Source organism: Fibrobacter sp. (assembly GCF_017551775.1).
Taxonomy (GTDB): Bacteria; Fibrobacterota; Fibrobacteria; order Fibrobacterales; family Fibrobacteraceae; genus Fibrobacter.
The window spans coordinates 1-13,173 of sequence record NZ_JAFZKX010000068.1 but is presented as its reverse complement, the minus strand read 5'-3'; the positions used below and the strand labels follow the sequence as shown (position 1 = coordinate 13,173).

Annotated in this window: 10 protein-coding genes, 1 tRNA gene and 1 pseudogene; 6 read left to right on the top strand and 6 right to left on the bottom strand. The window is 54.8% G+C overall.

From position 1 onward, the window contains the following. Positions 1-35: 35 nt before the first annotated feature. Positions 36-551 (bottom strand): annotated as a pseudogene (locus IK012_RS13605) (glycosyltransferase); the annotation flags it as partial. Positions 552-1,144: 593 nt separating this feature from the next. On the opposite strand from IK012_RS13605, the gene IK012_RS07975 reads away from it, so the two are divergent. Beyond that, on the top strand, positions 1,145-2,242 hold the full coding sequence (locus tag IK012_RS07975; protein ID WP_290952901.1) for a glycosyltransferase: 1,098 nt from the start codon (positions 1,145-1,147) through the stop codon (positions 2,240-2,242). Here IK012_RS07975 and IK012_RS07970 read toward each other — a convergent pair. Together IK012_RS07970 and IK012_RS07965 are read right to left on the bottom strand one after the other, a co-directional pair. Then, positions 2,239-2,979 carry a hypothetical protein gene (locus IK012_RS07970; RefSeq protein ID WP_290952857.1) on the bottom strand — a complete coding sequence of 247 codons (741 nt, stop codon included), beginning with the start codon at positions 2,977-2,979 and terminating at the stop codon, positions 2,239-2,241. The genes IK012_RS07975 and IK012_RS07970 overlap by 4 nt on opposite strands. Then, entirely contained in the window at positions 2,979-3,992 is a 1,014-nt protein-coding gene (locus IK012_RS07965; protein ID WP_290952854.1) for a hypothetical protein, read from the bottom strand. The genes IK012_RS07970 and IK012_RS07965 overlap by 1 nt, the downstream gene beginning before the upstream one ends. 80 nt (positions 3,993-4,072) lie before the next feature. Between IK012_RS07965 and IK012_RS07960 the strand changes: the two genes are divergently transcribed. Then, a tRNA-Lys gene (locus IK012_RS07960) sits at positions 4,073-4,145 on the top strand. 41 nt (positions 4,146-4,186) lie between these two features. Here the strand turns inward: IK012_RS07960 and IK012_RS07955 are convergent. Further along, positions 4,187-5,212: an agmatine deiminase family protein gene (locus IK012_RS07955; protein WP_290952852.1), complete on the bottom strand. Its 1,026-nt coding sequence runs from the start codon at positions 5,210-5,212 to the stop codon at positions 4,187-4,189. 1 nt (position 5,213) lies between these two features. Further along, a complete protein-coding gene (locus IK012_RS07950; RefSeq protein WP_290952850.1) occupies positions 5,214-6,086 on the bottom strand; it encodes a carbon-nitrogen hydrolase in 873 nt (290 codons plus the stop codon). Positions 6,087-6,177: 91 nt separating this feature from the next. Here IK012_RS07950 and IK012_RS07945 point away from each other — a divergent pair, with 91 nt between their 5' ends. Next, positions 6,178-7,518: a carboxylesterase family protein gene (locus IK012_RS07945; protein ID WP_290952848.1), complete on the top strand. Its 1,341-nt coding sequence runs from the start codon at positions 6,178-6,180 to the stop codon at positions 7,516-7,518. A 94-nt stretch (positions 7,519-7,612) separates the two neighbouring features. Here the strand turns inward: IK012_RS07945 and IK012_RS07940 are convergent, their stop codons facing one another. Continuing rightward, a complete protein-coding gene (locus tag IK012_RS07940) occupies positions 7,613-9,307 on the bottom strand; it encodes a proline--tRNA ligase (protein WP_290952845.1) in 1,695 nt (564 codons plus the stop codon). 113 nt (positions 9,308-9,420) lie between these two features. Between IK012_RS07940 and IK012_RS07935 the strand changes: the two genes are divergently transcribed. The 3 genes from IK012_RS07935 (at position 9,421) to IK012_RS07925 (ending at position 13,167) form a co-directional block, all read left to right on the top strand. Beyond that, positions 9,421-10,293, top strand: coding sequence for a fibrobacter succinogenes major paralogous domain-containing protein (locus IK012_RS07935; RefSeq protein WP_290952842.1), 873 nt, complete (start codon positions 9,421-9,423; stop codon positions 10,291-10,293). Between the two features lie 117 nt (positions 10,294-10,410). Then, the gene (gene lysS / locus IK012_RS07930; protein ID WP_290952839.1) at positions 10,411-11,919 is read left to right on the top strand and encodes a lysine--tRNA ligase; all 1,509 of its coding nucleotides are present in this window, start codon (positions 10,411-10,413) and stop codon (positions 11,917-11,919) included. 3 nt (positions 11,920-11,922) lie between these two features. Next, positions 11,923-13,167: an FtsX-like permease family protein gene (locus IK012_RS07925; RefSeq protein WP_290952837.1), complete on the top strand. Its 1,245-nt coding sequence runs from the start codon at positions 11,923-11,925 to the stop codon at positions 13,165-13,167. Positions 13,168-13,173 lie beyond the last annotated feature (6 nt).

The following is a 13,173-nucleotide window of genomic DNA, read 5'->3' as shown; positions in this document are numbered from 1 at the left end:
CTTTCCCTCAGGTCCAGGAACTGCGGCTCGTTCCAGTTCTCGGCATAATGCAAAATTTTTTCGGCGGCGTCAGTGGCGGAACCTTCTTTGAAGAGCATCCATGGGGGCAGGACGTAGTCGTCGGTGTAGTCGGCATCGGCGACCAGTACGGGGCATCCGCATTGGAGCGCTTCGAAAAGTACGATTGGCCCGCTTTCGAAATGCGACGGAATCAGGAGCAGGTCGATTTCGTTGAGCAACTTGTCCTGTATTTTTTCCGGGGGAATCCAACCCGTGAATTCGATGAGGTCCTCGACGCCCTTCTGCTTGATTCTTTGCCGGAGGATTGTCTCGTGCGGGCCTTCGCCGATAACCGTAAAGTGGACGTCGGCATGATTTTTCTTGAGCAGGAACGCTATGTCCGGCAAGATGTCGTGCCCTTTTTGCTCGAAGAAGATGCGCCCGAGAATGGCGATGTTCAGGCGCGATTGCGGCTTTTTGGCCGGAGCCGAAATGTCCCAGACGAGCGGGTTCAGGAGCGTCTCTATATCCTTTTCCACGAAGCGAGCCATGAGGCGCTTCTGGTAAGGCGAGTTCACTATCCAGTGGTCTACCTTGCTGTAGATGCGCTTGGCGAGAATATCGCGTAATTTCCCGAGGTTGGCGTGCGTTTCGCTTTGGGAAAAGGCGAGCGGTATGTACGATACCGTCGGAAGTCCAAGCTGGTTTGCCGCCCAAAGTCCCGGGAGGCACCTCTCGATATTGCCTGGGCACAGGACCAGGTTCTGGATATTCTCTTTCTTGAAAAGTTCTTTTGCTTTTTTCGCTTTGCCCTTGAACCGGTCGCGGATAATGGGGAACGGGGTTTCGGCGTGGTAGGGGAGCTTGACCCGTTTCACGCTTGCGGGCAGGAAATCTGCAAACTTGTCGCACGAATAGAAGAACGTGACATCGCTAGTTTCGGCGACGATGGCAGCAATCCTTGCCGAAAGGATTTCTTGCCCTCCCCATTCAGGAGCGTCGCTGTAGAAACTAATGGATTTCTTGCAGATCGGATACATTAATAACAATATAGAAAGTTGCTATATTCTAGATGATGGTGAATCAAAAAAATATACTTTTTGTTTGCGACAAAAACGAACGAACGAGCTTTGGTCGATTGACTGTGAATTTGCTCACGGCTGTGTGCAACAAATTCGACGCGCATGTACTTTGGTTGAAAACTCCCAAGTTTTTTTCTGACGAGAAAAGCGCCGAAGAAAATGCCGCTGATTCCCGTGGATTCACCTCGCACGAAATCTGGGCGAAGTCCCTTTATTCGGGTTTTTTCTCGTTCCGTGCCCCTTTCAAGAAATTGCTGCGCCGCCTTTCGCCGGACATGATTTTCTTTATCCGTCCTGAACTGGGATTCCTCGTGCCCGTGGCAGCGAAGGCCTGCCCTTCGGCAAAGACGGTGATGTTCGTGCACGATACTTTCGCCGAAACGCTCTACCCGCATAGCGTCAAGTTTAAGTTGCTTAATTTGTTCTACATTCGCCCGACGGTCAAGGCGGATTCCTTTGTCTACAACTCGAACTGGACCCGCGGTGAGGCCGCCAAGTTCTTTGGCCCGCAGATGTCGGAGAAGCCGGGGGCCGTTATCGGTTGCCCGATCGATTCCGGACTGTTCAAGAAGCCCGAAACTCCCGTGACAGCGGAAGCGAAGGCACAGTTCCGCCGCAAGCGCGGCATTCGCAATTTTTACGGGATGTGCCTCAACGTGAGTCTCGACGAGCCGCGCAAGAATATCGATACGTATTTCGAGATGGCGCGGCTGCGCCCCGATGTGGCCTTTGTGCGCGTAGGGAAGTTTTCCGAACGCCTGAAGGCCATCGTGAACGAGAAGAAACTTTACAACGTGTTCCATTTCAGGGAATTCGACGCCCGCGAACTCGTGGAATTCTACCGCCATGCCGACCTTATGGTTTACCCGAGCTTCCTGGAAGGTTTCGGGCTCCCGCCGATAGAATCGATTGCCTGCGGTACGCCCGCGGTGTGCGCGAAGGCTTCCGCCGTCAGGGAGAACCTGGAAGGCGTCTGCCCGCTTGTAGAAAAGCCCGACGATGCGCCAGCATATGCGGCTGTTCTCGACCGGGTGCTGGCCGGCGAAAACGTCATCGACGAAACGGCCGCGCAGGAACTGCTATCCCGCTGTTCCATGGAAAGTTTCGCCTCGCGCGTAGTCGGGTTCCTCGACCGGATTGGTCAGGAAAAATCCCGCTAGTACAGTTCTGCCAGAAATTTCTTGTCGAGTTTGCTCAGGAGGATAGCCTTATTGCGCTTCTCGTCGAGGCTTTTTCTCCGTTTCCAGAGTCCGCGCAATGTGCCGGGATGCCGCAGTAGGAATCCCAGATTTTTACCGAGTCCGAGCGACTTGAACATCGAAAATGCGAAATCGTCGACGCCTTCGCCGTCTTTGTAGAGCGTGTCGTCTGCGGTTCCGGAGGTGCTTGCGACCAGATAGGGCACGGAGAACATCTTGCCGCCCGCATGGAGCATGCGCAGCGCGAAGTCGACCATCTGCGCTTTGGGGGAGAGGTCGGCATCCATTGCGCCGGTCCGCTGGACGATGCGCCTGGAATAGGCGGCAATCAGCGGGTGCGGTGCCGCGACAAAGCGCATCTTGGCGTTTTCGTCGAGCATCGAAAGACCTTTGCGGGAATCGAGCGTGAAGCCTGAATGGAAGGAGCGTCCTGCTGCGTCTTTTACCCTCGGGGCGAACGCGTCGACCATCGGGAAGCCCGAGGTGCATTCGGCGAGATCGTTCAGGAACTGCCTGTCTATAGTTACGGATTTATGCGCAAAGACGATCCATTCGGCTTCGCTTTTCAGAAGGTTCGCGTTAAGGTCGTTTCCGAAGAACCATCCCAGGGCGTCGTCGGTGAAGGGGGGCGATGATGGCTGGATTGTATCGCCAGGCTCGTCTTCGAAACCCCAGACCAGGACGTCGAATTGTCGCATTACAGACCTATGCGGAGTCCGAACCGGTGCTCGGTTCCGAGCCCTTGCGCGAGGTAGGAGAACGAATAGTCGATGGAGAACATCTTCGCGTTGTATCCGAGGCCGGCGCTGAGCATGCGTGCCGTTTGCGCCTCGTCGGGGCGGCTGCTTGCCGAAATGAGCTGCTTTATGTCGCGGGTGAGGTCGAGCCATGCGCGCGTGAAGCCTGCGCGAACGAAGAAACTCTGGCTGAGAGCGTATTCACCGCCAAGCGCAAATTTGGGCTCCGCAAAACGCGGGAAAGTGCTTTCGCCCATAATCGTAAGGCGCGGCAGGATGACGGGCCTGTAATAGAACGAAAGCGCGAATGTCTGCGACATCGGGAAATTGTCGTTGTAGCCGTCGTCCACGTAGTCGCGGAGGAGGGCGCCGAAGTCCCTGCCCACCAGGGCTACGCCGAAAATCTTGCTTGTGGATTGCCATGAGACGCCCCAGTCGAAAGCGGCACCCAGTGCGGTCCTGTCGCCGGATTCTTCGGCGAGTTTTTCGCTTGCGAACTTGATTGTGGCGCCCACGTTTATGTGAGTCATGGCGAAGGCGACGGTCGCCGTAGCGAGTTGGCTCAACGGGTTGTATTCCGTGCCCGTCTCGTTGCCGATTTCGTCGTACCCTTTAATTGTTCCGTAGTCTAGCCAGTTGTACGAAATCTGGTACAAAAAATTCCTGTAGCTCGATGTATACGAAATAGAACCCTGGTTTTCGGCCATGTCGCCGGTCTGCCAGTGGATTTCGGCGATTCGTTTCGTTCCGTCCGGTATTCGGAGTGCGGCAGGGTTGAGTTGCACGATGGTCGGGTCTGTCGAGGGATATGCGGCACCAGATTTTTCGATAGAAGCGTTACGCGGACTGTCGAAAGTACTCAAAAAGGAAAAAATCTCTTCACCCTGGTCACCCTGTGAAAAGTACGCAAAGGCAAAAGTGGGGAACAGCATGCCCCACAAAGCGAGCACCAAAACTTTTCTATTAGACATCATGCGGTAAATCTACAAAAAAACGAAAAAAAAGATGTACGGTCTTTACAAAAAAAACGTTTTTTAATATATTTGGAGCGCTCGGGCTATTAGCTCAGTTGGTAGAGCAACGCCCTTTTAAGGCGTGGGTCGAAGGTTCGAGCCCTTCATAGCTCAGTGAAAATCCGGTTCCGAATTCTCGGGACCGGATTTTTCCTTTATTTGCTTTCGTGCTTGCTCATGCAGTGGAGGCTTCCGCCTTCCTCGATGACCGTACGGCAGTCGAGTCCGACGACGAACCTGTCCGGATACACGCTTTCGAAGTATTGCTGCGCGACGGCATCGTTCTTGCACTTGTATTTCGGGTAAATTAAGCCGCCGTTCACGAAAATGAAGTTCATGTAGCTCGCGGGGAGTATCTGCCCATCGGGAAGTTTCCTCTGCGGGGGGAGCGCGAGCGTGTCGACAGCAAAATCATTGCTGTAGAATGCCTTGAGCCATGTCTCGATGAGGTATTTCGCTTCGGCAAGGATCTTGGCGTTCTTCGATTTCATGTTGGCGTCCCATGCCATGACGAGCCTTTTGGTGCCGACGAAACGGGCAACGTTGTCTATGTGGCCGTCCGTATGGTCGCCGTTCAGTCCGTGGGGGAGGACCAGCAGGCTCTTGAGCCCGAGGGTCGTACATATCGCCTTGATGACGCTGGAAAGGTCCTCGGTCTTGTTGCGATTTTTGCCGACGAGGCAGTCCAGCGTGGTGATGCCGAGCCCGTCATCGTTCACTTCGATGGCGCCGCCTTCGAAAATGTAGGGAATCTTTTTCCCTTCGGGATAACCGAAAGCCTTGGCGATTCGGGACGGAATCTGGTTGTCGTTCTTCCAGGGCGGAAATTTTGCGCCCCATGCGTTGAAAACGGCTTCAGAAACGATGGTCTTGCGCCCTTTCTTCACGAAGAACGGGCCGTAGTCGCGAATCCAGATGTCGTCGGTCTTGATGACGGCGAAATTGACCGGGAAGGAGGTGCATTCGAGGGCTTCTTTCTCTTTTTTGGTCAGGAAGTCCTTTTTCGGGATAAGCACGTTTACCGGCTGGAAATCGCTGATGGCAAGGATGAGGTCGATGTAGAACTTGCGGATCTTGACGCCGCGTTCGCCATGCCAGTTTTCCGGGTTGTGGGGGAAGGAGAGCCATGTGGCCTTCTGCTCTTCCCATTCTGCGGGATAACGGAGTGTTGCTAATGCCATGTTATTCGCACCAAATCTTGAGGATGTCTTTGTAAAGGTCGATACGGCGGTCGCGGAAATGCGGCCACCAGCGGCGGTTTTCTTCTGTTTCGGCGAGGTCGATTTCTACCGTGGAGACGCCGAGGAAGTCGGGCGCGCACTTTTCGATGAAGTAGCCGTCCGGTGCGGAGACGAAGCTCGTGCCCCAGAACGTGAGATGGCCTTCGGTTCCGATGCGGTTCGCTGCAACCACGAACGTGCGGTTCGCGATGGCGTGGCCACGCATGACGGTGGTCCAGCTATCCTGCTGGCGCGGGTAGATTTCCTTGGGTTCGCTGTCCATCCAGCCGATGGCGGTGGGATAAATCAGGACGTCCGCTCCCTTGAGGCTCATGATGCGGGCGGCTTCGGGGAACCACTGGTCCCAGCAGATGAGCACGCCGAGAGTGCCGGCAGACGTTTTGATGGGTTCGAAACCCGTATCGCCGGGAATGAAGTAGTATTTTTCGTAGAAGGCCGGATCGTCGGGAATATGGCTCTTGCGGTAGAGCCCGGCGATGCTTCCGTCGCGTTCGAACACGAAGGCGGAATTGTGGTAAATGCCGCGGGCGCGTTTTTCGAAGAAGGGGAACACCACGACGGCGTTCAGTTCCTTCGCGATACCCTGCCACTGGGCGACCAGCGGATTGTCCTTTTCGATGGCGAGGTCGAAGAAGTCCGCGTTTTCTTCGAACGGGAAGTATGGCGTGTGGAAGAGTTCCGGCAGAACGACCAGGTCATAGCCTTTGCCCTTGAGGGCGCGGGCCTGTTCCACGTACCAGGCGTTGTTGCTGTCGAAATCGCCGGTCCACTTGCCTTGCAATGTTGCAATCTTGATTTTGCTCTTAGTGCTCATGCTTGAAAAAATAGAAAAAAACGAATAGGGGGCACTTTTACTATTGAACCTTGTGAGGATTTTTCTTACTTTTTTGAACAAAGGAGGCTTTATGAGAAAGATTCTGCTTGCCGTTCTCGCTATCTCTTTTGCGCATGGTTTTGCTGCCGAAAGGTACAAGGACAGGTTATTCGATGTGGATGTCCAGAAGGATGTCGTTTACGCCTCTGGCGTGAACCATTTGTCCGCATTGAGCAAACTTTCGACAACGCTTTCTGCTCTCGCTTCTGCAAATGGCGGCACGATGGTCTACCTCTACGATAACGAAGAGGATATGCAGCCTATAGACCTGCACATGGATATCTATAGCCCGAAGGGCGATTCCGAAAACAAGCGCCCCGCAGTGCTCGTTTTGCATGGAGGTGCTTTTGCGGCTGGCGCGAAAGACGATATGGACCAGCAGTCGGTCACCTACTGCGATTCTCTTGCCGCACGCGGTTTTGTCACTGCCGCGGTCCAGTACCGGTTGGGAATTACGGCAAAAACCGAGAACATGTACATCTCGATTGACAGCGCCAATTTTTCTAGAACGGTTTACCGCGGAATCCAGGATGTCCGAGCCGCGCTCCGTTACATGCGGGTGAATGCGAACAATTTGGGCATCGATCCGGACCGCATCTATTTGCTCGGGAACAGCGCCGGCGCCGTACTTTCTCTGGAGAATATCTATGTCGACAAGGCTTCCGAGATTCCTGCGGTCGCAAAAGAAAACCCGCAACTCGGTGGACTTGACGAATATGGGGTGAAGGGCTCCAATTCCGAAGCGAATGGGGTCGTGGCCCTGTGGGGCGGCATTCACGACGTTTCCATCATAGAGGGCAAGGCGACTCCGGTCTTGCTCGTGCACGGCACGGCCGACAGCACGGTCCTTTTCAAGACGGGGCGTCCGCTCGGGAATATCTCGGCGACGTTCGAAAACGTCATGCCGTCGATGTTTGCTTCCGCCGGTTCGCTTACGGTCGACGTGAAGGCGCCTACGCTTTACGGGAGCTTCGTTATCGATTCCGTGTTGAAGGCGAAGGGCATAGAGCACGAAACCTACTTTGTCGAGGGCATGTCGCACGAATTCTACGACGACGGTGATTACGACGTGAAGGTGAAGGAAAAAGTTTTCGGCTTCCTTTACGGCCTTACGCAGAAACCTGCGATGGCATCTGTACGCGCGGTTGTTCTCGCGAAGGCTTCGAGAATCCGCATGGGCGAGGGCAACTTGAGCTTCACGCTCGGCTCGGGCAAGGACGCGCAATACGCGGTCATGGACATGCGTGGCCGCAAGGTGATGCAGGGAATCGCTGCTGCAGGCGAGTCTGTCGACCTTTCGGGCCTGAATTCCGGCGTGTACGTGCTCAACGTGCGCGGGGAACGCCCTGTCCGCTTCGGCCTTTCGAAGTAGTTTGTACCTGATTTGATTAATCTTTTTTACGCATAGAAAAAGCCCCCTTCAGTTGTAACTGAGGGGGGACTTTTCAGTTGTCAGACGCTTTCGTTTAGTTGGCGAAGTATTCCTTGGCCTTGGCGACAACGTCTTCGACCTTGACCATGGTGAATTCCTTTTCGCTCCTGAACTTCCATTCGACTTCGCCGTTCGCGAGGCCCTTCTTGCCGATGGCGATACGCACCGGAGAACCCCACAGGTCGGCATCCTTGAACTTCACGCCCGGACGTTCGTCGCGGTCGTCCACGAGCACGTCGATGCCGGCGGCTTCGAGTTCCTTTTCGAACTTTTCGGCGAGTTCAACGAGTTCGGCTTCCTTGCCGATCGGGACGATTTCCACCTGGAACGGAGCGATGGACTTGGGCCAAATCGGTCCGAAGTCATCGTGGCTGTTTTCGACGACGGAGGCCATCAAGCGGCCCACGCCGATGCCGTAGCAACCCATGATGGCGGGAGCGGAGGTCTTTTCGGCGGTGAGGAACTTGGCACCCATGGATTCGGAGAACTTGGTGCCCAGCTTGAAGATGTTGCCCATTTCGATACCGCGAGTTTCCGTGAGGAGTTCGCCGCAGCAGGGGCACTTGCAGACTTCGCTGGCTTCGGCGATGTCGGCCACTTCGAACTTCGGGAAGTCGCGCTTCGGGTTGCAATGCTTGAAGTGGAAACCTTCTTCGTTGGCGCCCGTGACGAGGTCGAAGGAATCAGCGATAGCTTCGTCCACGATGACGCGGGTGTCATGGGAACCGATCGGGGAGGCAAAGCCCGGAACCATGCCGCAAGCCTGGATGAGGCTGTCTTCGGCCGGGTAGAGTTCCTTGGCCTTGAGCAAGTTGTGGAGCTTGATTTCAGAGACGTCGAGGTTGCCCGGAACCACGACCGTGATGAGCTTGCCTTCGAAGTCGAAGAACACGCACTTGGCGGTAGATTCGGCGGGAACGTTCAGGAATTTCGTGATTTCTTCGATGCTTTCGCTGTTCGGCGTAGCGACCTTTTCGAGCGTAGCGTTTTCGTCGCCCTTGAACGGGACGCGCTGGAACTTGGCGATTTCGCGGTTGGCCTGATAGCCGCACTTCTTACAAAGAATCAAGTAGTCTTCGCCGTTCGGAGTATCGAGCATGAATTCGTGAGCGACCTTACCGCCCATGATGCCCGTATCGCTCTGCACCACCACCGGTTCAATGCCCACGCGACGGTAGATGCGGAGGTAGGCGTCGTATTCTTCCTGGTAGTGACGGTCCAGGTCTTCCTGGCTGGTGTGGAAGCTGTAAGCGTCCTTCATCAAGAATTCGCGGACGCGGATAAGGCCACCGCGGGCACGGGCTTCGTCGCGGTATTTGGTCTTGAACTGGTAGAGCATCACCGGCAGCTGCTTGTAGCTGTTGAGCACGTAGCGCACGAGGTCGGTCATGGCTTCTTCGTGGGTCATGGCCAGCACCATGTTGTGGTTATTACGATCCTTGAAGCGGAGCAGTTCTTCGCCAATGGCCTGGTAACGGCCCGATTCGCTCCAGAGTTCAGCGGTCTGCACTACCGGCAAATCCACTTCGATACCGCCAATCTTGTTCATTTCTTCGCGGATGATGTTCGTAATCTTCTGGATCACGCGGAAGCCCATGGGCATCATGGAGTAGATACCGGTAGAAAGGGGCTTGATGTAGCCGCCGCGCATGAGGAAGATGTGGGAGGGCATGGTGGCATCGCTCGGCGTTTCGCGGAGCGTCACATAGAAGTACTTGGAGAGTTTCATGGTTTTAACCTTTTAAAATTTTTCGGGTGAAAAGATAGAAAAAAAGGGGGAGACATGTTCTTTTTTGAACATAAAAACGTAAATTTGGGCTTGAGGTGTCCGGAGGAGAACGTATGCTCTTGAAAAAAATCATTCCCTGCCTTGTTGGTGTATTTCTTTTTGCCTGTGGCGATGACGACCGCGATTTTATTTCGCGGCCGGATGGGGGTGCCGTCGAGTCTTCGTCTAGCGATGAGGTAAAGTATTCCGGCAGTTCTGCGAAATCCTCGTCGTCGAGTTCTTCGAATGGTTTAGATTGGAGTGTGCCCAAAGAGGCTTACTTGAACCCTGAAATTGATTACGGCACCATGACGGACGAACGCGACGGCAAAACCTACAAGACGGTAAAAATTGGCGATCAGATCTGGATGGCGGAGAACTTGAACTTTGACGCTGGTCTGGGAGGCTCGGGCGAAAATGCGTATGAATGGTCTTGGTGCTACAACAACGTCGACAAGAACTGTGACGTGGCCGGTCGCTTGTACACCTGGGCAGCAGCAATTGACTCTGTAAAACTTGCAACAGATGCGGATAACCCGCAGGACTGCGGCTACGGAAAGAAATGTCGCCTCGCTTCGGCGGGCTCAGTGATCTTAATTCAAGGCGTCTGCCCGTCGGGTTGGCACCTACCTAGTTATGATGAATGGACCACCCTGTTTACGGCTGTGGGTGGTCAATCGATTGCGGCCAATGTCCTTAAGTCCCAGAGAGGTTGCTTCGGTAATGGAAATGGCTCAGATGCTTTCGGGTTCTCCGCGGTGCCTGTTGACACTAGGCTTCCCAATGGCGTTTTTGGCGATGATGGCAACGTTGCCTATTTCTGGAGTGCCACTGAGGATGATGAAACCTATGTTTTCGATGTGTACGCGCATTGCCTCGAGGAGTGTACGCGCTTGTACATCAGCGATAAGCGCTACGCTTACCCTATCCGTTGCGTAAAGAACTAGCCTGGGTTAAATCCGTATAATCGCGGCTTCCTTCGGGGGGCCGTTTTAAGTTTTTTCGGAAAAATTCTATCTTTACCACGTTCAAAATTTCAAGTGATTGTATCACAGGATTAAATTATGGCAATGCAAGACATGAATGACCAGGTTCAGGCTCGTTTGGCGAAGCTTGAAAAGTTCAAGGAAATGGGCGTGGAGGCCTATCCGCACAAGTTCAACCGCACGCACGATTCCAAGACCCTGAAAGAGAACAAGGAAGCCCTGATGGCAAGCGGCGAGGAAGTCGCTTTTGCCGGCCGCGTGGTCCGTTTCAACCGCAAGGGCAAGATGTGCTTCATGCACCTGAAGGACCGCTATGGTCGCCTCCAGGTGGTTTGCGCCCGTGACGAAGTGGGCGAGGAAAATTACGAAATCGTGAAGATGACCGACCTCGGCGACTTTATCGGCGTGAACGGCTTCATGTTCGAGACCCAGACGGGTGAATACTCCGTGCACGTGAAGAAGGTGACGATGCTTTCCAAGGCCGTGCGCCCGCTCCCGGTGGCCAAGGAAAAGATTGACGAGAACGGCAACAAGGTCGTTTTCAACGAATTTGCTGACGTGGATACCCGTTACCGCCAGCGCTACATCGATATGGCCCTGAACGACGACGTGAAGGAAGTCTTCATCAAGCGTTCCAAGATTATGCAGGCTATTCGCGAATACCTGATCGAGAAGGGCTTTATCGAGGTCGAGACCCCGACGCTCCAGCCGATTTACGGTGGCGCGAACGCCCGCCCGTTCACCACGCACCACAACGCCTGCGACATGACGCTTTACCTGCGTGTGGCCCCGGAACTTTACCTCAAGCGCTGCATCGTTGGCGGTATGGAAAAGGTGTTCGAATTCTCCAAGAACTTCCGTAACGAAGGCATGGACCGCACTCACAGCCCGGAATTCACCGGTCTCGAGTTCTACGAAGCCTATGCCGACTACAACGATATGATGGTGCACTTCGAGAACATCTACGAACGCGCCTGCATCGCGGCGAACGGCACTACGAAGATTGAATACCAGGGCAAGGAAATCGATTTCAAGGCCCCGTGGCCCCGCTACAGCATGATTGAAGCCATCGAAAAGTTTGGCGGCCTGAAGGTCAACGACATGAGCGACGACGAGATCAAGGCCAAGATGGAAGAACTTGGCGGCCACCTCGACGGCGAGTTCAGCCGCGGCCGCGGTATCCTCGAACTGTTCGAGCTCACCGTGGAAGACAAGCTCATCCAGCCGACGTTCATCAAGGACATGCCGACCGAAAGTACCCCGCTCTGCAAGAAGCACCGCACCATCGAAGGGCTCATCGAACAGTTCGAGCCCTACGCTAACGGATGGGAGCTGGGCAACGCCTATACCGAACTTAACGACCCCATCCGTCAGCGTGAGCTCCTGGAAGACCAGGTGCGCCGCGGCCGCGGTGGTGAAGGTGAAACCCACCCGATGGACGAAAACTTCATGCACGCCATCGAGTCCGGCCTGCCTCCTACCGGCGGTGTCGGTTTCGGCATCGACCGCATGGTCATGCTCCTTACGAACCAGCAGACCATCCGCGACGTGCAGCTGTTCCCGCTGATGAAGCCGGAGACTTGCTAAAAGATGAACAAACTGGAATGGCTTATCGCTTGGCGCTACCTGGGGGCTCAACGCAAGAGTCTCTTCGTATCGCTTATCGGCATTTTCAGTATGCTCGGCGTGAGTATCGGCGTGTTCGCGCTGGTGGTCGCGCTTGCCGCGGTTAACGGTTTCGAGGAAGAAGTCACCGCCCAGATGATAGGGAAGGACGCCCACCTCGAAATCATGGGGTACAACGGCGAACCGATTGCGAACTACGACAGCCTCATCAACGAGGCGAGAACCCGCGAATCTAGCATCGTGTCGTCTTCGCCGTTCATCATCTACAAGGTGGGCATCAGCTCCAAGAAGGTGAACGATGGTATCGTGATTTACGGTATCGACCCCGCGACGGCGAAGGAAGTGACCGACATCCACAAGTACATCAAGTGGGGCGAGTATTCCGTCGACAGTCTCGAAGATTTGACGGGCAAGGTCCGCCCGGGAATCATCCTCGGTTCGGGGCTTGCGAACCGTCTGCGCGTGGTCGTGGGCGACAAGCTCGTGCTCCAGCTTTTCCAGAGTCCGGACGAGGCCCTCGGCTCGGGTCCCAAGATGATGATGTGCGTGGTTAGCGGCATCTTCGAGACGGGCACTTACGAATACGACGGGAACCTCGCGTACATCGGCCTTGCCGAATTGCAAAAGCTGCTCGGTATGGGCAATGCGGTCACGGGTATCCAGTTCCGCATCAAGGACCACTGGCAGGCGGGCGATGTTGCTGTCCGCATGCATGATTGGCTTAGGTACCCGTATTACGCGATGGACTGGAAGTCGAAGAATATCACGCTCCTCAAGTGGATGAACTACGAGAAGTTCATCGTGGCGGCGGTCATCTGCCTCATCATCCTCGTGGCTGCGTTCAACATCATCAGCTCCCTCATCATGGTCGTCATCGACAAGACGAAGGAAATCGGCATCCTGCGCAGCATGGGCTTCAGCAAGGCGGGCATCATGCGCGTGTTTATGCTCATGGGCAGCTTTATCGGCGTGGGCGGTACGATTGTGGGCGGAACCATCGGTCTCGTGCTCTGCAAGTTGCAGGAGGCCTACCACTTCATCACGCTTCCGGGCGATGTCTACGTGATTCCCTATTTCCCGATTTCTGTGCACCTGGTCGATGTCGTTCTTATTTTCGTTATTGGCATTGCGCTTTGCGTGCTGGCGACGCTGTTGCCGGCCTGGAAGGCGAGCAGGCTTGACCCCGTAGGAGCGATTAGGCATGAGTAGTTTATT